Below are 18,853 nucleotides of genomic sequence, written 5' to 3' on the forward strand. Positions count from 1 at the left end.
GTTATTTTGGCGTGACGGTGAAGCCAACGGCCCGCCGCTGGAGACGGAGTTTGACCGCTTGCAGGATGGGAATCGCCCAGAGCGTCGAATAGAGTGCCTGCGTGAAGGGGTTCGAGACGAGGAAGTACCGCCATTTCTCCGCACGGCTTTCGAAGGCGATGGCACGGTCTGCCGCACGGTACATGTCGACGGAGTAGAGCGTCCAGGTGAACAGGTTGATGGCGAGGATGACGCCGAACGGTTCTGGAATCGGCAGCGGTCCGTAGAGCGCGAGGTGGGCAAGCGCGTAGAAACCGGTCGGCACGCCGATGACGTTGACGACGGCCGTCACCTGGTTGATGAGGGCGTACGTGGCGAAGCGAATGCGGTCTTCGACCGAGAGTTTCGACGAAACGAACACCGAGTACGGGCCCGACACCCAGCGGCGCTTCTGTCGAATCCAGTCGCGAGATTTGGGTGGACAGAAGTCCTCCACGTAGCGGTCGATGATGCCGAGTCGATAGCCCTTCGCGTAGGCGTCGATGCCGAGAGCGAGGTCTTCCGTCGCCTCGTAGGGGTCCCAGCCGATGAGGTCGTAGAGGGTCGATGCCTCGATGAAATAGCCCTTCCCGAGCAACTGATACGGCCAGGTCGCAGCGCGCTCGTAGATATTCTGTGACCACGCGGCGATGCCCATCGCTTCAAGCAGCGGGAGCCACCCCGCCCGTCGGTTCGCCACCGTCTGTTTTGCCTGCACGATTTCGTACTCCTCCAGTCCCACGACGCCGAGTGAGAACAGGTCTGTGGGGATGGCCGTATCCGAATCGAGAACGGTGACAACTTCGTCCAGGTCGAGTTTGTAGAGCGCGTAGGTGAGCGCCCGGGCCTTGCCGCGTGGGAAGGCGAGTCCCGTCCACCGGAGCCGAGTCACCTCCTCCCAGACGGGGTCGTCTTTGCGAACCTCCACGAGGCGAATGTCGAGGTCCGGCAGCGAGTCGGCAACCGAGTCGGCGTAGGAAGTCACCACCTTGTCGTCGTCTTCGTAGATGAGGTACACGGTGATTCGGTCGAGCGGGTAGTCGCCGGCTGTGATTCGTTCGAGGGTCGATTCGAGGACCTCACGGCGCTCGCGGTAGGCCGGAACGAGCGTGTGTATCTGTCGATAGCGGTTGGGCGGCCGCTCTTTGACACGGCGTCTGGGCGTCGTGCGCAACCAGAGAAACGCCAGATTCGCCACGAAGTAGCAACTCTGGCTCATGAGAAAGAGCAAGAAAACGATGGGCACGAAATGTGACATACTGTCTCAACAGACGCCAGAAAAATATACCTTCACGTTGGCTTAGGTGTGGCTTCCACCGACGGCGAGGCGAAGTCCGAGTGCGACGAAGATGCTACTCGTCACCCACCGGAGCCCGCGATTTATCGACGGGCGAGCGGCGAGCAGGGTTCGCACGCGCCCCGAGAGCAGCGCGATACCGGTGAGATACGCGAGCGTCAACACCGCGTAGATGCCACCGAGTGCGAGAAACTGGCCGGTTGCGGCGGCCGAGTCGACGAACTGCGGGAGGAAGGCGAGGAAGAACAGTGCGACCTTCGGGTTGAGGACGTTGATTGCGACACCCTGGAGATAGCTGTGGCCCGCCTGTTCTTCGTTCTCGATGCTGAGCGGCTCGTCGTCGCGGAACGTCTGGATACCGAGATAGACGAGGTAGAGCGCCCCGACGTACTTGACCGCGGCGAACGCGGTAGCAGAGGTCTTGAGCAGCACTGAGAGCCCCAGAACGGCTCCGAGAGTGTGGACGAGGATACCCGTGCTGATGCCCGCCGCAGAGAGCACGCCCGCCCGACGGCCGTCGCTCACGCCTCGCGTCAGGACGTAGATGGTGTCCGGGCCGGGAGCGAGGATGAGCCCGACCGACGCGAGCACGAAGAGGTCGAGCGAATCGATTGCCATTGGGTCTTGGTGAGTCGCATTGAGATAAAAACATTCGGCCGGCCAGAACGGTCTTGAACCCCGTCCAGTCTGCCACAATTGTTAAGTGAACACAGTCGATGACCGTCTCAATGGCATGGGTGCGGACGCTGGTGTTGGTAGGGCTTCTACTAGCGCTCGCGCCGATGGCCGGCGTGGCCGTGGACCCTGCAACGTCGCCATCACTCACGGCTACGTCTTCTCGAACACCCGACGGCATTCGATACGACATCACGGTCGAACCGGCATCCGTAGAGGGTCTCTGGGTTGACCCGGGTGACGAGTTCGACGTCGTCGGGGTTTCCGGCCTCGAAGAAACGACGCGTGGGGAGCGGCGCGTCTACCGCTGGGACGGCGAGTCGTCGGTCGCGACACTCAGCCTCGAATACGAAATTTCCAACTCCGACGGCGTGACCGCTGGCCCTGAATTCACGCGGGCTGACGACTGGATGCTCGGCCCGGTTCCCGACCTCGAACTGTCGTGGAACGAGGACGGGCAGCTCACCACCCGTCGACCCTTCTCGGACCCGACCGACCCGGGCGTGACGATTACGACAGACGGTCCCGGCGTCGTTGGGGAACGCTACGCGTTCCTCGGGGCTCACGACCGCTTCGAGCAGCGCGGGTCGGGAACGACGGTGCAACTGGTCGTTCCGCGTGGCGTCGAGCTGGACCAGGCACCTGATACGATTCTCGATGCACTTCTAGCGAGCGAATCGATGCTTGACGTCGGTTCACCGTCAGAGGAAGTGCTCATCTTCGCGCTCCCGGACCCCGCACGAGGTGGCGGCGAATCGTTCCTCGGGGCGAACGAACTCTGGGTCCACGCTGAGTCACGCCTCGACACCCCCAACAACGTCTGGCTCCACGAGTACATCCACACGCGCCAATCGTTCATGCTGGCTCCGGAGATGGTCTGGTTGCGCGAAGCGTCGGCCGAGTACTACGGCGCGAAGTTGGCGCACGAGCACGGCTTCGTGAGCGAGACAACCGTCCACGAGTACGTCAGGAGGCCCGGGCACGAAGACACCGTGCTCGCGGACACGGAGACGTGGACCGAACCGGGCGTGCCCTACACGAAGGGAACCCGAACCCTCGCAAAACTCGACGAGCGAATCCGCGCCGCCACCGACGGGGAGCGGTCGCTCGACGACGTGATGCGCAGACTCAACGAACACGACGGCGTCGTCACCTACGCCGTCTTCGAACGGACGGTGGCGGCCGTCGCCGGCCAGTCGATGGACGAGTGGCTGTGGGAGCAGGTCCACGGGAGCGAAAACCCCAGGCCACTCACGACTCCGTGGGTCGTCCACCAGGCGAAAGCCCTGACCGGACCACTGACGCCACTCCCCACTGACTTCGGCTCGAAATCGCCCGCCGCTGGTCTCGGGGGCGTGCTGGCTGTGGGGTCTGGACTCGCGCTTCTCTCGCGAAAATAGCGTGACAGGTTGGGGACCGTCTGTCGCTCAGGGTTTGACCATGTAGCGGAGCACGAGTCCGACGCTGAGCAGCGCCCCGATGAGGATGAGCATCGTCGCGAGGCTGACGATGTTCATCCCGAACGAGCCGTACTGGTCGTCGAACAGTTCGCTGTGCGGCGGAGGCGGCTGGTTGAACACGTCGTCGACCGCCGGGGTCGTGTCGCCACCATCGACGTCCTCCACCACAGTCGGAAGGTCGGGCTCCGACGTCACCGGGTCGATGTCCGAGGACGAATCGTCGTTCGTACCGCCCTTCTTGTCGTCGTTCGGGTTCTTGTCACTGGCGTCGCCGCCGCCAGTCGCACCACTGTCAGCACCGCCAGTTGCTTGCTCCCCGTCGGTCGTTTCCCCGGACGAGCCTGACTGCTGGTCACCCGAGCCACCGGTGGCACTCTCGTCGGATTCACTACCGCCCGTGTCCGGGTCAGCGACGGCGTCAGATTGACCGTCGTCACCCGTATTCGTGTCTGGTTGCTCGCTCGGCTCAGGTTCTGGCTCGGGGGCTGGTTCTGGGTCCGGCTCTGGCGCTGGGTTCGGGTCAGCACGGTCCTCGGTGTCAGGGTCCGCCACGTCCTCGATTCCCTCGTCGCGTGGGGTTGGCTCGGCCGGTTCTGGGTCAGCGCGATTGTCTGGCTTCTTCTCGGGCCGTTCCTTTTCGGGTGGCCCGCGCTTGTCTTCGCCGTCCCATTTCTCGTGGAACTGCGCGTGTTTCTCTGCCCAGCGTTCGGCGAATTCACGGGCTTTCTCGTCCCATTTCGCGTTCAAGTCTGCGACTTTTTCAGCGTCAGCACCGTACTTCTCGGTCGCCTTGTCGATCCTATCGCGCTTTTTGTCCTCAAACTTCTTCGTGTCCTCTCTCGCCTCCTCGTGGAACTCCGCGTGCTCCGACTTGGATTTCGCTGCCTCCTCGCGTGCCTTCTCGGCCTCCTTGCGCTCCTTCTCCGCGCGTTTTTCGGCCTCATTTCGTTCTTTCTCCGCTTTCTTTTCTGCTTCCTTCTGTTTCTTCTCTGCCTCTTTGCGTTCCTTTTCTGCTTGCTTCTCCGCTTCCTCGCGTTCCTTCTCGTCTTCGTCCGCGGAGCCTGCGTTCAGAGCCGACGAGTGATAGTCGTCTTCGTCATCGTCATCGTCTCGTTCCCACTCGTCGTCATCGTCGTCATCGTCGTCGAACGTGCCGAGCGTTTGCACGTCGTTCGTCTGTTCAGTCGGGCCGAACGGTGCGGCTACAGCGACACTGGGGGCGAACAGAAGCGCGGCCACGACGACGAGAACGAACAATCGGCGTAGCAAATGTCGAGGAGCAGTCACAGCGTCCCTCCCCGTCGCTCGTTCGTGGGGACGTTCGTCTCGGATGACGCACCAATCATGACAACAAGTCTGCCAGCGGGTCGCTTTGTTATGGGCAGCGTGAATGTCGTCGTTCGGGCATTGAAGTCGGTAAGTAGAGATTAATTTGTAGACAGGTTCGCTGCACGGAGCGTCGAAAAATCGGTTGAGATAACTCTCACGCGTCGAATTTCGCGGAATTCAGATACGTGGCGGTCGGGAATCGAGGTCGTCGATCCTCACGCGGTCCCATTCTCGAGGCGAGCAATCGTTTCCTCGTACTGCGAGATGAGGTTCTGGCGCTTCGTTTCGTAGATAGCCACTTTTTGCTCCTGTTGGGCTTCGAACTGTCGGGCCGCCTTCGCGAGTTCGGATTCGAACCGATGGGCGTCACGCTGTTGCTGGGCTTCGAATTTCCCCGCTCGCGTGTCCAGTTTCTGCTCGAAAATGTTCGCGTCGCGGTCCTGCTGGTCCTCGAACGCGCGGGCTTCGCGTGCCAGCTTTTCCTCGAACGCGTTTGCATCGCGGTCTTGCTGGCCGGCGAAGTCTTGGTCGAGTTTCGCCAGGTTACGTTCGAACACCTCGGTCACCGCTTGAATCTGCTCCTCGGTCGAGGAGTCCGTCTCGCTAGCCGCCGCGAGGCCGGGCGTGGCAACGAGTGCGAGCGCGAGCAACACAGCGACAAATTTCGAGAGGCCCCGCTGTGTCATCGGTCCATCACCCGGTGGCGTTCATCAATCAGCAGGACGTACTCGTCGTGTGGAGAGTCATCTATTGAGGAGAGTCAGTGGTCGTTACCCTTTGTTATAGACAGGCCGACGAATTTGGGTCCGGCCTGCGATTCTGAAGGGCGCGCCTAACCCGCGTCTGGGGCTCTCACACACGGTCAGACGGGGAAACGCCGCTGTTAAACGTCAGTAGCCGCTACGAATCCGCAATGACCAACGAATCGGAGTACTCAGAGGGCGACCTCCGAAACACGGGACTCAGTCTCAAACACGACCGGGAGTGGGACTACGAGCTCGAACGCATCATTGAGGCGGTCGAAGAACGCGACGCGAAGAAAGTCGGGCTCCAGTTCCCAGAAGGGCTCAAACGCCGTGGCCCGGCCGTCGCAGACGATCTCCGCCAGCTTCTGCCCGACGACGTGACCGTGATGATTTCCGGCCAGCCGTGTTATGGCGCGTGCGACTTAGATACCTTCCTCATGCGCCGCACCGACGTGTTCGTCCACTTCGGTCACTCGCCGATGAAGGAATCTGACAAGATTATCTACGTCCCCCTGTTCTCCAACGTCGAAGTCACGCCCATCATGGAGGAGGCGCTCGCCGAACTCGACGGCGACGACGTCGGCCTCGTCACCACCGCCCAGCACATGAACCGCTTCGACGAGATGCGCGATTTCTTAGAAGACGAGGGCTTCACCGTCCACACCCGGCGCGGCGACGACCGCCTCACTCACGAGGGGCAGGTCCTCGGCTGCAACTACGCTTCGGCAGATATCGACGCAGACCAGGTCCTCTACGTCGGCGGCGGCAAGTTCCATCCGCTCGGCCTCGCCATGGAACACCCCGACAAGAAGGTGGTCATCGCAGACCCCGTCAACATGGTCGTCACCATCGCGGACACCGAGAAGTTCCTCAAACAGCGCTATGCCTCCGTCCACAAGGCAATGGACGCGGAGACGTGGGGCGTCATCTTCTGTACCAAAATCGGGCAGGGTCGCTGGGAAATCGCCCAGGAAATCCTTGAAAATAATGAGAACGCCTACCTCATCACGATGGACGAGGTCACCCCAGACCGCCTGCTCAACTTCGGCTTCGACGCCTACGTGAACACGGGCTGTCCGCGTATCACGACCGACGACGGGCCCCGGTTCAACAAGCCGATGCTCACGCCCGGCGAGTACGAGATTGCCATCGGCGAAAAACCGCTCGACGAACTCGAATTCGACACCTTCCACGGCACCTGGTAGTCGCCCGGAAGGCGGGATTTATCCGCCCAAACCTCGTATTTTTACGTATGGGAAGTGGGGAAACAGCGAGGCTGCACCGGACGGAAACGGACGTCGAACTGCGCACCATTGGATTCCGATTGCGCGAGATTCAACGCCTGTTGAGCATGCGCGTCGTCCAGGAAAACCGCAGGCTCGAAGCCGATGGCCTGACGCCAGTCACGGAGGCAGACTTTTTCAAGCAGGAGATAGACGAAGAGCGAATCTCCAGACAGGGAGTTTCACGGCAGGCAGAGCGCCTCGGAGGTCTCGAACTCGGTGCTGGGGTCCGGCTGACGCTGGTCGACGGAACAGTTATCGCGGGGACGGCCGGTCCAATCGAGTTCGTCCCGTCAGAGCGACTCCGACTCGAACTGCGACCTCGTGACGATTCGGCGGTTCGCTTCGAGGTTCGGACGGCCTTCGACGAGACGGGATGGGCACCGGTTACGGTCAGACGCTACGAGATCGGGGACAACGACTGGGACGTCCTCGGCGTCGTGAGGGAGGTTTCGACGCCGTGAGTTACCCCTCGCCCTCCGACTGGTAGGGTTCGCCCACGGCCTGCTGGGGCAAGAGGCCGAGAATCTCGTTTCGCAAGTCGTCGCGCGACTCGAACCGCTCGTCGTTCGAGTGCGTGAGGAGTTCGCCGAGGTTCTCCTCGCCGTCCGCGAGTTGGAGCGTTACGTCTCCGCAGCGTTCGACGGCTGTGGCCCGTGAAATCGGGTAGGACAGTTCGTCGAGGAGCGCGTCGAGGTGGTTCAGCTTGACAGTGTCGTCCATCAGAGAAGGTACGAGAGCGGCCGGTAAAGCCACGCGTATCGGTCAGACACCGATACGTTCAGCGTAGCTGAGAAGACGCGGCACCGACAGTGAGTCCAACTCGCACGGGAATAACTACTGTGCATACACAAAACTATTAGTATGTCTATGAGGAATGGACTTGTAATGAGCGCCACTCCAGACGTCAGCCGAGCACTCGATTGTTGCAAACCAGACGACGCCGTTTCGGTCACGATCGACGCGACCGAACTCGAATCGACCAGTTCCGACTACTTGCGTACGTTCCGACGCGCCCTCCGCGAGCAAAACTTTTCACCGTCTCGCATCCGCCTGTCCGCGTCGTTCGACGAGGACTGCTCGCTCGCCACCCAGCGCGAAGTCGACCGCGTCCGCGAGTACGTGCGCGTGGCGGACTTCCTCGGCGCGACGACGGTCACGCTCACGATTGAGTCGGTCGCCAACCCGGAGAAGGTCCGTCCCGCACTCGCCGCCTGCCGCGAGCGGGCGGACCGAGAGGGAATCACCCTTGAGGTGACAGGCCAAACCAGCCTCTGATGGGAACGAAACGCGCCCTCGAACAGCAACTGGCGGTCGTCGCCGGGTTCGAACGGCCGAAAACGAGCCTCGAACAGTACCGCACACCCCCCGACCTCGCAGCCCACCTCATTCACGTTGCAGACCTTCAGGGCGACGTAGAGGACCGTCTCGTGGTCGATTTGGGCACCGGTACGGGGATGCTCGCGCTCGCCGCCGCACTCCGCGGGCCGACTCGCGTCGTCGGCGTGGACGTAGACCCCAAACCGCTGCGCACGGCGCGGGCGAACCAGAACCGAGTGGGCACCCGAACGGACATCGCGTGGGTGAACGCCGACGCGACGCGCCTCCCGCTGTGCCCCGACGAGGAGACAACCGTTGTGATGAACCCGCCGTTTGGCGCACAGGACGACAACGTCCACGCAGACCGCGCGTTCCTCGAAACGGCGGCGAAGATTGCAACCGTCTCATACTCCGTCCACAACGCCGGCAGCAAGCAGTTCGTCGAATCGTTCGCTGAAGACCACGGCGGGGAGGTCACCCACGCCTTTCAGGCGGCGTTTGACGTGCCAAAACAGTTTGACTTCCACACGGAGGCGTCGAAGACGCTCGACACCGAAGTGTTCCGCATCGAGTGGTAATTAGCGGTTGTACGTCTCGCGGGCCGCCACCTGGATGCGCGTCCCGTTGTCGCTCACGTAGATTTTGTCGTCGGTCCGGCGGAAATCCAGGCCGCCAACCGCGACCGACTCGTTCGGGGCGGGAAGTAACGCCCGTTCGAGCGTATCGTTTCCACGGGTTACGATGACGTCGTAGCCCGTCCGCGAGGGGGTGAACGTGATGTTCCGATTGGATACCGTGAGGTCCGCTCGCGACTCGTCAGAGGTGAACGCGAGCACCTTGTCGGCACCGCCGCGCTGGAGGTGAATCTTGTACACAGCGGAGTTACCGGCGACCGTCCAGCCGTCTCTGGTCACGGTGACCGTCTCCTGCCAGCCGACCCCGCCCACCCGGACGGTTTCCTGCCCGGAGAACGCCAATCGCCCACTGGTCACCGCCGTCGTCCAGATGTGTCTCTCCTCGCTGATGACGATGACCCCTGAGGTGTTCACTCGCGTCGTCTCGTTGAACGCGCTGATGTTGACTGCCGACACCATCTGATTGGGTACGTCCTCAGCGTACGAGATGGAGTAGTCGCGTACGTCTACGGGGTTCATTCCCGGAGCCGTCGCGTCGTCCACGGTGGTGAAGTTGACCGGAACCGTCGGCACGCTGATGAGCAGTAGGCCGAGGACGAGGAGGCCTGCGGCGGTCTCCCACCGGGAGAGGTCGATGTTCCCGACGAGCGGGCGGTCAGAAGCGGTCACCCCGGCGGCGATGAGAACCGCGAGGGCGAACACCAGCGCCGTCCCGAGCGCCCGGTAGAGGACGAACGTCTCAGAGCCGCGGAACCAGTAGACCGCCCAGAGGCCCTGCCCGACCGAAAAGAGGAGCGCACCGAGCCAGAGCCGAAGGGCATTCGGGCGGACGGACCGCCGACGGAGGAGCAACACCCCGAGGACGACGCCGGCGAACAGTCCGAGGGCGTGGCCCTGAATCGCGATAGAAGCCCACCATGGCGACTGAAAACTCGGTCCGGCCTGCGCTTCCAAGACGGGCATTCTGAGCGCGTTATAGATTAGGCTGAAGACGCTGCTCACCGAGAGCGCGATGATGGTAGAGAGCGGGTAGCGGACGAGTGCGAACCCCGCGAAGGCGAAGACGACGCCTGAGAAGCCGATGACCGGACCGAGCGCGAACAGGCCGGTGAAGATGCCGACGACGGTGACGGCGACGACGAACGCGAGAATGCGGGCGAAGGGGTTCGTTCGAAGCGAGGTGAACGTCTGCGTGCCGCGTTTGGTGGGGTAGTGACTCCACGCGTATTCGGCGAGGGGTGCGAGTGCGAGCGTCCCGATGAGGTTCCCCATCAGGTGGCCCGAATTCGCGTGAGAAAACGGCGCGGCGACGAGGCCGAGTGGATAGAGGTAAGACCACGCCCGGAAGGGAATGACGAGGGGGTTGTACCAGTCGTCGATGCCGCGCTGGACGAACAGATAGACCGCGAGGACGCCGAGGATGACGAGGAGCGTTCCCCACGGTACGCCGAGGACGAATCGTTTACGCAGCGTTGCACCCCACCGACCGTTCGGACGGTCGAGGAGCCAGACCGCAACGAACGAGACGAGAACCGCAAGGGCAATCGCGAGTTGCCAGAGGGGAAGTCCAGAGGGAACGGAGACCATTACCCGTCTCTGAGAACCTGCGACCTCTTTGTTCTGGCGTCACACGGCGTGGGCGGAGAGACGACACGTTTAGGCCGGTGGTGGGCACAGTGTGGCACATGATTCACTCAGACTGGGGCGACTGGCTCCCGAACGAGGTCGCGGCGGCGGACCCCGAGGGTGTGGACATCTGGTACCTCGGCTGCAATGGCTTCATCCTGAAAGGCAACGAGGGAACGACCATCTTCATCGACCCGTATCTCGGGACGGGCGACCCGGGCCGGACGACTCGGATGGTTCCGGTTCCGTTCGACCCTGAGGACGTACAAGAGGCGGACGCGCTGCTCTGCACCCACGAACACACGGACCACGTCCACGGCGAGAGCCAGGCCCCCATCCTCGCGAACACGGGGGCGACGATGTACGCTCCCGACGACAGCCTCGCGGTGGCTCAAGAGGAGGGCTGGACCGACGAGTGGGACGTCTCGGAGAGTCAGTTCCACGAAGTTGCCGAGGGTGATACCGTCACCGTCGGCGAGTTCGACATCACCGTCGAGGTGGCCCACGACCCCGATTCGACACACCCCGTCTCCTACGTCATCTCCCACGACGCTGGAACGTTCTTCCACGGCGGCGACTCGAAACCCGACGAGAAATTCGAGCGCGTCGGCGAGCAGTACGACATCGACCTCGGCGTGCTCGCGTTCGGGTCCGACGGGATGATTCCCGACAAACAGACTCGCAAGCCGACGCACAAGAAGTGGTATTCGGACGAGAACGAGATCGTCGAGGCGGCCCGCGCACTGCAGCTAGACCGCCTACTGCCGAGCCACTGGGACATGTGGAAAGGGCTGACCGCAGACCCGACGACGCTTCACCCACACATCCGGAGTTTCGAGTATCCGAAACGACTCGAACTCGTCGAAATCGGCGACTGCGTCTCCCTCTGAGCGGTTTCGTGAGATGAGTACCTATATTTTTAACTGAATATCCCGGGTAGTTTTATGTGTGCTGGCGGAGGATTTCTCTGCATGAACGACGCGCCTGCATCCGACGGGGTCGCCGTCTCGCTCGGAGACGTCACGATAACGAAAGCCTATCAGGCGGAGAAGTTTCCGGTTCCGGCCATCGAATTCGTCGTCGAGTCCGACCGAGACGACGACGTACTGGTTCGCGTAATCGACTATCCGCCCGAGACGGTGTCGAAAGACGACCTCGGATTCCATCCGGATTTCGGGGCCGATTACTGGACGGTCGCAGACGACCACATCGTCTTCGAACGAACCCTCGGTGCAGGCGAATCCTACACCACCGTCTACGGAATCCGCGAGGTGGAGGGTGACGGCATCGAAGCCTTTCTCGCGGAACCGGAACTCGTCGTCGTAGACAGCGAAGCCGACGTCGAGGAAGTCGTCGGCGAGGACAAGAGCAAAGTCGTCCGTGAGGTGCTCGCGGGTACGTCGGAGACGGTTCCGGGGGCGGAGTCGGAAGACACAGACCAGGAACCCATCGACGTGCCGGAACCGGAGGTCGGAGCGGAAACAGAAGAAGGAGAGGAGGATGAGCCCGAACCCATCGACCTCGAAGAACCGGCTGACCCGGCCACGGCCCCCGAACCGGCCGCCGCAGACGACCCAATCGACGGCGAGGCCACGCCCGCTGCGCGTCCGTCCGAGTCTGACCGAAGCGGCCCGTCGGTCATGCCAGGAAGCGTCGCCGCCGCACTCGCAACCGAAATTCGACAGGGTCGCGTTTCGGGTGACGACCTCGATGTCCTGCGCGAGGAACTGGACATCGCGGAGCGCGACGACAGCAAAGACGTGCGAATCAACCACCTCCAGTCGCAGGTGGCCGACCTCGTCGCCTACACGTCGGCACTCGAGGAGTTCATCGACGAGAACGGGCCGGGTCGCCAGCTTTTAGACGACCTGAAAAACGAGTTCGCGAACGTCAACGACGACCTGCGAGACCTAAATCTCGACATCGAATCGAACGAGCGCGCCATCTCGACGCTCGAAGACGACTCCCTCGAACTGCGCGACAATATCGACGACTTAGACGAGGATACGGCGACGATTCGCGGCGACCTCGCCACCGTGGAAGAAGACGTCCTCGACGTTCGCGGTGACGTAGACGAACTCGAAGACGACGTGAGCCGTCTCGACGCCACGATAGACGACGTGGTCGCCCAACAGGAAGAACAGGTCGCCGAACTGGCCGAAACCCACGAGGAACGGCTGGATTCGCTCAGAGCAGAGCAGGCGGCGCTCGCGGAGACGGTCGCCGAAATCAAAGAGTGGCGCAACCAACTCGCCGGTGTGTTCGGGAGTGGGAACGGCGAGTAACAACCGCAACCGGTTTTAGAGCCAGTCCCTTGCGTGCGTACAATGACCGAGACGATTCCGGTCGCCGTGCCGCGCAAGGGCCGTCCCCTGGAAGCCGTCTTAGAACGGCTCGCTGCCCGTACCCGAGAACTCGACGAAACCGCACCGTTCGACGACGTTGCAGACCACGTCATCTCTACGCTGCGTTACGAGAAAGCCATCACGAAGGGAAACCAGTCCACCGACGAAACCGTCTACGAGCGACTGGCGTCCTACAGCGACCTCGCAGCCGACGAGGCACCTGAGTTCACGCTGCTACGCGACGACCGCGAGGCGATGCCACGGCGCATCGTCTTCGACAGCGTCACCGTCCCCGTCGGCGACGTGGAAGTCCAGCTCGTCGGCCGCGAGGAACCGTTTCGGGCGCTCAGAAAACACGAGTTCGCCCTCGGCTTCGACAGCGCAGACCTCGTCTTAGAGGAGGTCGTCGAACTGCGCGAGGAACCGCTCGTGAGCATCGCCGACCTGAACGCGCGAATCAGTCCCCGCGATACCGACGTTCGCGTCGTCACGGGACTTGGTGATACCGTGTATCACACGCTGCTCGTCCATCCCGAGATGCGCGAGGCGATCCCCGACGTGCCACTTGGCCACGAGTTCGTCGAGGCCCACGAGGGACCGCTTTGCATCTCGCCGCGGTACGAGCGACTCGTGGAGGCGATTCTCGGAACCGAGGCAATCGAGGACGTCACGTTTTGCTACCCCAACGAGAGCGAGGAGGAAGAAGCGGCAATCGCGGATGTCGGGCTCGGCGTCTACCTCACGGTGACCGGTTCGACCGCCCGCGAATACGGCCTCCAACTCGGCGAACAGCTGTTCCCGAGCGAAACGGTGTTACTCGAAAATCACAAGGAAGCGACGACCGAGGCAGCGCGAAAGGCGAAGGCGCTGTTCGAAGCGCCGAAACTGGACACCGAGCTTTCGGTCTGAAGGCGGCAGTTTTTCCGTAATCGATAGCCGACGAGCAGTGACACTCGGTAGTCTGTCACGGTTTGTCACTTATATTGATTGGAGGAGTCTAATGATTCCAATGCGATTATAGAATATTAACATTATAAATCATAAAGTTTTTTTATTGACTCGTAGTTCGCTGTGGTGTAGTGACACATCATGACTGTACACGGAGCGGCACACCACTGGTCCGCACAGCGCGACGACCATCCCGCGAAACCACCCTGTCCACGCGCATGCCCGACCACGACGACTTGACAGCACCACTCGTGCCACACGTGACGGCGGAAGACGCCGACAGCGAACCCACGCCGACCGAACTGTACGAGGAACTGAAAGCACTCCGTGCGCAGTTAGAACGACTCGAAACACAACTCCAGGACTAATCCAATGCTAGAAGACTACATCACCGACACGAATTTCGACATCAAAAACATCGACAACCCGAAGGCCCGACTGCTTCGAGAGAAGCTGAACAAGCAGGACTTCGTGTTCGCCCCCGGCCTCTACCACGCCTTAGACGCCCGTCTCGCCGAGATGGCTGGCCACGACGCCGCCTACATGTCCGGCTACTCGACTGTCCTCGGCCAGTTTGGCTTCCCTGACCTCGAGATGGTTACCATGACCGAGATGGTCGAGAACGCAAAGCGCATTGTGGAGGCGACGAACCTCCCGGTTATCGCCGACTGTGACACCGGCTACGGTGGCATCCACAACGTCCGTCGTGCCGTCCGCGAGTACGAGAAGGCCGGCGTCGCCGCCGTCCACATCGAAGACCAGGTGTCGCCAAAGCGCTGTGGCCACATCGCTGGCAAGCAAATCGTCTCCCGCGACGAGGCGCGCGCTCGCTTCGAGGCCGCCGTGGACGCAAAGCAGTCAGAAGACACTATCATCATCGCCCGCACCGACGCCTACGGCTCTGCGAATGGCGACTGGGAAGAACACTTAGAGCGCGGTCGCATCTACGCCGACGCTGGCGTCGACATCGTCTGGCCGGAGATGCCCGACCCGTCCCGTGAAGACGCCGTCAAGTACGCAGAGACCATCCACGAGACCCACCCGGACCTCAAGCTCGCGTTCAACTACTCGTCGTCGTTCAAGTGGTCCGAGCAGGAAGACCCACTCACCTTCCAGGAACTCGGCGACCTCGGCTACAAGTACATCTTCATCACCCTGTTCGCCCTGCACTCAGGCGCGCACGCCGCCTACGAGGACATGAAGAACCTCGCCGAAAACGACGAGCAGGCCCAGTTCGACTTAGAGAAGAAGTACATCGGTCACCCGACCGAGAGCCACCACGAACTCTCGAACGTCCCGCGGTACCAGAACATCGAAAAGCAGTTCGACCCACTGGCCCGCGAGCGCATCGAGTCCTCTGAAGGCTTCGCCGAGAGCGACGACTAACCGCCTTCGGACACCCGTGGGCTTCGTTTTTTAGTCGGACTCTCGACATAGTATTTTAACAAACGACACACCATACCACACACACATGGCAGAACGCAAACACGCACGGAAATTCGTTCGGACGTTCTTCACCACGCCGACGGCCGTCGAAGGCGAGGAAGACTCCGCGAAGATGCTTCGAAGCGCCATCAAACTCCGCGGCATGAAAGCCCCCGACGTCTGGGTCCCCGACAACGAGGACGCCACCGCACCCTCCATGCGCGACCAGGGTGCACGGAACATCGTCGAAGTCGTCGCAGAGGAAGGCGCAGACTTCCCCGGCGAGATTCACCCCCGCGTCGTCTGGCACCGCGACAGCCCCGCGACCCGGTATCAGGGATTGAAACACATGCTCGAAATCGCCGACCCGGAAAACGGAGCCATCGAGAACATCGACGGCTTCGTCATCCCCGAGGTCGGTGACATCGACGACTGGAAGAAGGCAGACGAGTTCTTCACCATCGTCGAAACCGAACACGGCCTCGAAGAGGGGAGCCTCAAGATGTCCGTCATCATCGAGAGCGGACAGGCAGAACTGGCCATGGGCACACTCAGAGAAGAGATGGGCAAGCCCACGAACAACTTAGAACGCCTGTTCATGCTGGTCGACGGCGAAGTCGACTACACGAAGGACATGCGTGCCATCACCCCGACGGGTGCGCTGCCGCCGTGGCCAGAACTGCGCCACAACACCTCTCGCGGGGCGAGCGCCGCCGGCCTCATCGCCGTGGACGGCCCCTACGACAATATCCGCGACGTCGAGGGCTACCGCGAGCGCATGACCGAGAACCAGGCGAAAGGGATGCTCGGCATCTGGTCGCTCACGCCCGGTCAGGTCATCGAGGCGAACAAGGGGCCGCTGCCGCCCGAAAACGGAAGCTGGCACATCGAACTCGGCGACCGGCAGTTCGAACTCGAACGAGACGGCGACCGCTGGACGTACAGCGGTGACCGCATCTCGCTTTCGACGACGGACGAGGGCTACCACCTCCGCCACAGCGGCGACGAACTGGACCTCTCCGAAGACGAACTGCGCGAAGAACTGCTCGACTTGACCGTCTACGTCCCGAGCATGGACGACATCGTGGACTCCATGGAGGAGTTCGAAGCCGCCAAAGACGCCGGACGGGGCGCAATTGCGATTACGCAATCTGCGACCATCGTCATCGACGGTGTTGAAGTCGACATCAGCAAAGACCGCATGTGGGACGAGGCAACCTATCAGGCGGCGATGACGCCGATTACCCTGTTCCAGGACGTGTACAAAAATCGGTCCGACCAGCACGAAGACCTCGCAGAACTCTACAGCAAAGACGTCGTCGAGCGCGCGATGGACGTCGGGAACTGAGCACACCCACTCACCCTGTTTTTCGCATCGCGCTGGTGACAGCGCCGTAGCTCGTCGTCGAAGTTTCAAAAGAACCATCACACGACCCGGTCCGCGTTCGCGTCGGGCGGGGTGTTACTGGATGTGGCCTTCGCGGCGCAGCTGGGCTGCGTCCTGCTTGGTGTAGCGCCACTCGATGTTGGCCTTCTCGTCTTGCCACGACCACGGTTCGATGAGGACGACGTCGTCCTCGTTAATCCACGTTCGGTACTTCATTCGACCGGGAATACGACCGAGTCGCTCCTCTCCGTCCTGACACTGGAGACGGACGTGGTTGCCACCGAGCATCTCGGTGACGACCGCGAACATCTCGTCACTGTTTGGCATGCGGAGGTTCCTCCGCCCACCGTCTTCTTCGCTCACGGGCCTACTATGTGGTCACGACGGATAACTCATTGGAGATAGCTGCCAGCGTGTCACACGCAAAAAGAATTGGCCGAATTTCGCGGTACCTTACTGCTCGTCCCAGGCGGCGTGGAGCGCTTCCTCGTCCTCAAGGCCATCCTCGGGCAGTGCGTGGTTGATGACGTAGGAGCCTTCCTCGTGGGTGTTGTCCCACATGTCCTGATGGGCTTTCTGTGCGTCGTCCCACGCCGTCAGATGCGTGTTCGGGACGCCAAAGGCGCCGAGTTCGATGGCCTCGTTCATCTCGGCGACCTCCCACGGGTTCTTCATGTGGGTGCCGAAGATTTCGGTCGTCGGCATGTAGATGCGCCGCTGGCGCATCCAGACCTGGGGCGCGTAGAACGAGTATCGACTGCCGGCCATCTCCTCCGCGAACACGACCTTACCCTGGAATGGGAAACAGAGCATCGTGGAGACGGCGAGCGTGTTTTGCCCTGCGCGCTCGAAGACGACGTCTGGGTTCCCGCGTGGGTTGTTCGGCGTCTTCAGGATGCCGCCGAGCGCGATGCCCAGTGGCTTGAACATCTTCCCCATGTAGGCCCCGAGGTTGCTCGGGTCGTCGATGTCGGGGAATGAATCCATGTACTCGAACGAATCGTTCTCGTCGGCGAGCGTCTCGAGGCTAAGCACACCTGCAACGTCGTATTCGTCTTCGACGTACTCGGCCTGCTCGTCAGTCTCGGTGATGACGGCGACGCGGGCGCGACTGCCGAGGGCGGATTCGATTGCGGTTTCCGCCATCTCGTCGCTCGTTCCAGAGACGTCGTCGGGCGTGCCATACCAAACGAGCACGGACTGTCCGGGACGGAGTTCGGCCCGGGAGAACATCGTTTCGGGGTCGCTGGATCCGCCCTTCCCGAGGAACGAGAGTTCGTGGCCCGTCGATGCGCCGTAGAAGGTGAGTCGGCCGCCCTCGCCGAGTAGTTGGTACGAGCGCGAGAAGGCGAGTTTACCCGCGTGAGAGACGGCGTAGTCTGCGAGTTCGCCGTCGTTCTGGTCGCGGAACGCAGAGAGCAGTGGTTCGCCCGCTGCTTCCCATTCAGCCCACTCGTCCGGGTCGTGGGGCACGTCGGTCATTGCGTCCACGATGGCCGCGTCCTTGCGGTTGACCGTCGCGGTGGCCCCGGCTTCGCGGGCACGTTCGGCACGTTCCTCGCTCGAAACCATGCCGGTCACGTCGAGACCCTGGCTCGCGGCCATGACGACGGCGTCGCGGCCCGTCCCCGTGGACGCGCCTTCGACGAAGAGGTTGGAGTTCGGCTTCACGTCGAGGGTGGTGAACAGGGCGCGGTAGATGGTCCCCATCGTGAGGATGTACGACCCGGCTTCGGTGAGGTTCAGGTTCTGTGGGGGCTTGAACAGTTGCGTGCCCTGTGCGAGCATGAACTGCTGGTGTGAGCCATCGGGCGTCTGATAGCCCTGAATCTCGTAGGAGGAGAACATCGGGTCCTTCGACGCCTTCGGGTCGATTGGGTCGAACTGCCCGGCGTAGACGTTCACCATGTCGCCGACTTCGATACGACCCTGTTCTTCGAGTGCGTCGCCCACGGCGGCGACGTACCCGAGACCGCCCGACCCGGTGATGTGCCACGGCGTGTCGTGACCCTTGAACGTAGAGACGGGGTCGCCCGCGATGGCCCACGAGTCGTTGAAGTTGACCTCGGAGGTGAGCAGATAGACGAGTGCCTCCATCGGCCCGGGTTCCTCGACGGGGACGATGATCTCCTTTTCGGCGTCGTCGTTGAGCGGTTCGCCGTGAATCGGCTCACCGTCTTCGTCGCCGATGATGCCCCATGCAAGCTGATAGGCGGGGATGTCGGTCTCACCGGGGTAGAACGGTGTTCCGACCGGCAGCAGGTCGCCAGCGTCGATGAGTTCCTGGGTCACATCTTCGTCGGCGAGCACTGGTGGTTCAATCGTTCCCATGGCTCACACCTTTCTTGAGGAGGTTGAT

Annotated in this window: 19 protein-coding genes; 11 read left to right on the forward strand and 8 right to left on the reverse strand. The window is 62.0% G+C overall.

Annotated features, from left to right (window positions below; translation table 11 throughout):
- Position 1: 1 nt before the first annotated feature.
- Positions 2-1,276, reverse strand: a complete 1,275-nt coding sequence (locus P1M51_RS08110; RefSeq protein ID WP_276247700.1) for a glycosyltransferase family 2 protein — start codon at positions 1,274-1,276, stop codon at positions 2-4.
- 42 nt (positions 1,277-1,318) lie between these two features.
- Positions 1,319-1,933: a LysE family translocator gene (locus tag P1M51_RS08115; RefSeq protein ID WP_276247701.1), complete on the reverse strand. Its 615-nt coding sequence runs from the start codon at positions 1,931-1,933 to the stop codon at positions 1,319-1,321.
- A 110-nt stretch (positions 1,934-2,043) separates the two neighbouring features.
- On the opposite strand from P1M51_RS08115, the gene P1M51_RS08120 reads away from it, so the two are divergent.
- On the forward strand, positions 2,044-3,390 hold the full coding sequence (locus P1M51_RS08120) for a hypothetical protein (RefSeq protein WP_276247702.1): 1,347 nt from the start codon (positions 2,044-2,046) through the stop codon (positions 3,388-3,390).
- A 27-nt stretch (positions 3,391-3,417) separates the two neighbouring features.
- Here the strand turns inward: P1M51_RS08120 and P1M51_RS08125 are convergent, their stop codons facing one another.
- Entirely contained in the window at positions 3,418-4,707 is a 1,290-nt protein-coding gene (locus tag P1M51_RS08125) for a hypothetical protein (protein ID WP_276274346.1), read from the reverse strand.
- A gap of 287 nt (positions 4,708-4,994) precedes the next feature.
- Entirely contained in the window at positions 4,995-5,465 is a 471-nt protein-coding gene (locus P1M51_RS08130) for a hypothetical protein (protein WP_276247704.1), read from the reverse strand.
- Between the two features lie 227 nt (positions 5,466-5,692).
- Here P1M51_RS08130 and dph2 point away from each other — a divergent pair, with 227 nt between their 5' ends.
- Both dph2 and P1M51_RS08140 read left to right on the forward strand, forming a co-directional pair.
- The gene (dph2, locus tag P1M51_RS08135; RefSeq protein ID WP_276247705.1) at positions 5,693-6,730 is read left to right on the forward strand and encodes a diphthamide biosynthesis enzyme Dph2; all 1,038 of its coding nucleotides are present in this window, start codon (positions 5,693-5,695) and stop codon (positions 6,728-6,730) included.
- 47 nt (positions 6,731-6,777) lie between these two features.
- On the forward strand, positions 6,778-7,272 hold the full coding sequence (locus P1M51_RS08140) for a hypothetical protein (protein WP_276247706.1): 495 nt from the start codon (positions 6,778-6,780) through the stop codon (positions 7,270-7,272).
- A gap of 1 nt (position 7,273) precedes the next feature.
- Here P1M51_RS08140 and P1M51_RS08145 read toward each other — a convergent pair whose 3' ends face one another.
- On the reverse strand, positions 7,274-7,531 hold the full coding sequence (locus P1M51_RS08145; RefSeq protein WP_276247707.1) for a hypothetical protein: 258 nt from the start codon (positions 7,529-7,531) through the stop codon (positions 7,274-7,276).
- 165 nt (positions 7,532-7,696) lie between these two features.
- Between P1M51_RS08145 and P1M51_RS08150 the strand changes: the two genes are divergently transcribed.
- Positions 7,697-8,086 carry a hypothetical protein gene (locus P1M51_RS08150; protein ID WP_276247708.1) on the forward strand — a complete coding sequence of 130 codons (390 nt, stop codon included), beginning with the start codon at positions 7,697-7,699 and terminating at the stop codon, positions 8,084-8,086.
- Positions 8,086-8,706, forward strand: coding sequence for an METTL5 family protein (locus P1M51_RS08155; protein ID WP_276247709.1), 621 nt, complete (start codon positions 8,086-8,088; stop codon positions 8,704-8,706). Before P1M51_RS08150 ends, P1M51_RS08155 begins: the two co-directional genes overlap by 1 nt.
- Here the strand turns inward: P1M51_RS08155 and P1M51_RS08160 are convergent, their stop codons facing one another.
- Complete coding sequence (locus P1M51_RS08160) at positions 8,707-10,350, reverse strand: rhomboid family intramembrane serine protease (RefSeq protein ID WP_276247710.1); 1,644 nt, start codon at positions 10,348-10,350, stop codon at positions 8,707-8,709.
- Positions 10,351-10,448: 98 nt separating this feature from the next.
- On the opposite strand from P1M51_RS08160, the gene P1M51_RS08165 reads away from it, so the two are divergent.
- The 6 genes from P1M51_RS08165 (at position 10,449) to aceB (ending at position 16,455) form a co-directional block, all read left to right on the forward strand.
- Positions 10,449-11,279 (forward strand): MBL fold metallo-hydrolase, encoded by an 831-nt coding sequence (locus tag P1M51_RS08165; protein ID WP_276247711.1) that lies wholly within the window; start codon positions 10,449-10,451, stop codon positions 11,277-11,279.
- An 81-nt stretch (positions 11,280-11,360) separates the two neighbouring features.
- Positions 11,361-12,674 carry a hypothetical protein gene (locus P1M51_RS08170; RefSeq protein WP_276247712.1) on the forward strand — a complete coding sequence of 438 codons (1,314 nt, stop codon included), beginning with the start codon at positions 11,361-11,363 and terminating at the stop codon, positions 12,672-12,674.
- A 42-nt stretch (positions 12,675-12,716) separates the two neighbouring features.
- Positions 12,717-13,643 carry a hypothetical protein gene (locus tag P1M51_RS08175; protein ID WP_276247713.1) on the forward strand — a complete coding sequence of 309 codons (927 nt, stop codon included), beginning with the start codon at positions 12,717-12,719 and terminating at the stop codon, positions 13,641-13,643.
- 257 nt (positions 13,644-13,900) lie between these two features.
- Complete coding sequence (locus P1M51_RS08180) at positions 13,901-14,050, forward strand: hypothetical protein (RefSeq protein WP_276247714.1); 150 nt, start codon at positions 13,901-13,903, stop codon at positions 14,048-14,050.
- Positions 14,051-14,054: 4 nt separating this feature from the next.
- Positions 14,055-15,068 (forward strand): isocitrate lyase, encoded by a 1,014-nt coding sequence (aceA, locus tag P1M51_RS08185; RefSeq protein WP_276247715.1) that lies wholly within the window; start codon positions 14,055-14,057, stop codon positions 15,066-15,068.
- Positions 15,069-15,153: 85 nt separating this feature from the next.
- The gene (aceB, locus tag P1M51_RS08190; protein WP_276247716.1) at positions 15,154-16,455 is read left to right on the forward strand and encodes a malate synthase AceB; all 1,302 of its coding nucleotides are present in this window, start codon (positions 15,154-15,156) and stop codon (positions 16,453-16,455) included.
- 114 nt (positions 16,456-16,569) lie between these two features.
- Here aceB and P1M51_RS08195 read toward each other — a convergent pair whose 3' ends face one another.
- Together P1M51_RS08195 and P1M51_RS08200 are read right to left on the reverse strand one after the other, a co-directional pair.
- Complete coding sequence (locus P1M51_RS08195) at positions 16,570-16,821, reverse strand: translation initiation factor eIF-1A (RefSeq protein ID WP_276247717.1); 252 nt, start codon at positions 16,819-16,821, stop codon at positions 16,570-16,572.
- A gap of 126 nt (positions 16,822-16,947) precedes the next feature.
- Positions 16,948-18,825, reverse strand: coding sequence for a zinc-binding dehydrogenase (locus P1M51_RS08200; RefSeq protein ID WP_276247718.1), 1,878 nt, complete (start codon positions 18,823-18,825; stop codon positions 16,948-16,950).
- Positions 18,826-18,853 lie beyond the last annotated feature (28 nt).

This window comes from Haladaptatus sp. QDMS2, from assembly GCF_029338295.1.
Classification (GTDB): Archaea; Halobacteriota; Halobacteria; order Halobacteriales; family Halococcaceae; genus QDMS2.

Excerpts from the sequence above, each read along its gene's own strand:
- P1M51_RS08175 (WP_276247713.1), top strand. The coding sequence starts at position 12,717 with ATGACCGAGACGATTCCGGTCGCCGTGCCGCGCAAGGGCCGTCCCCTG.
- P1M51_RS08165 (WP_276247711.1), top strand. The coding sequence starts at position 10,449 with ATGATTCACTCAGACTGGGGCGACTGGCTCCCGAACGAGGTCGCGGCG.
- P1M51_RS08195 (WP_276247717.1), bottom strand. The coding sequence starts at position 16,821 with ATGCCAAACAGTGACGAGATGTTCGCGGTCGTCACCGAGATGCTCGGT.
- aceA (WP_276247715.1), top strand. The coding sequence starts at position 14,055 with ATGCTAGAAGACTACATCACCGACACGAATTTCGACATCAAAAACATC.
- P1M51_RS08130 (WP_276247704.1), bottom strand. The coding sequence starts at position 5,465 with ATGACACAGCGGGGCCTCTCGAAATTTGTCGCTGTGTTGCTCGCGCTC.
- dph2 (WP_276247705.1), top strand. The coding sequence starts at position 5,693 with ATGACCAACGAATCGGAGTACTCAGAGGGCGACCTCCGAAACACGGGA.
- P1M51_RS08115 (WP_276247701.1), bottom strand. The coding sequence starts at position 1,933 with ATGGCAATCGATTCGCTCGACCTCTTCGTGCTCGCGTCGGTCGGGCTC.
- P1M51_RS08110 (WP_276247700.1), bottom strand. The coding sequence starts at position 1,276 with ATGTCACATTTCGTGCCCATCGTTTTCTTGCTCTTTCTCATGAGCCAG.
- P1M51_RS08160 (WP_276247710.1), bottom strand. The coding sequence starts at position 10,350 with ATGGTCTCCGTTCCCTCTGGACTTCCCCTCTGGCAACTCGCGATTGCC.
- P1M51_RS08150 (WP_276247708.1), top strand. The coding sequence starts at position 7,697 with ATGAGCGCCACTCCAGACGTCAGCCGAGCACTCGATTGTTGCAAACCA.
- P1M51_RS08120 (WP_276247702.1), top strand. The coding sequence starts at position 2,044 with ATGGCATGGGTGCGGACGCTGGTGTTGGTAGGGCTTCTACTAGCGCTC.
- P1M51_RS08155 (WP_276247709.1), top strand. The coding sequence starts at position 8,086 with ATGGGAACGAAACGCGCCCTCGAACAGCAACTGGCGGTCGTCGCCGGG.
- P1M51_RS08180 (WP_276247714.1), top strand. The coding sequence starts at position 13,901 with ATGCCCGACCACGACGACTTGACAGCACCACTCGTGCCACACGTGACG.
- aceB (WP_276247716.1), top strand. The coding sequence starts at position 15,154 with ATGGCAGAACGCAAACACGCACGGAAATTCGTTCGGACGTTCTTCACC.
- P1M51_RS08145 (WP_276247707.1), bottom strand. The coding sequence starts at position 7,531 with ATGGACGACACTGTCAAGCTGAACCACCTCGACGCGCTCCTCGACGAA.
- P1M51_RS08200 (WP_276247718.1), bottom strand. The coding sequence starts at position 18,825 with ATGGGAACGATTGAACCACCAGTGCTCGCCGACGAAGATGTGACCCAG.
- P1M51_RS08140 (WP_276247706.1), top strand. The coding sequence starts at position 6,778 with ATGGGAAGTGGGGAAACAGCGAGGCTGCACCGGACGGAAACGGACGTC.
- P1M51_RS08170 (WP_276247712.1), top strand. The coding sequence starts at position 11,361 with ATGAACGACGCGCCTGCATCCGACGGGGTCGCCGTCTCGCTCGGAGAC.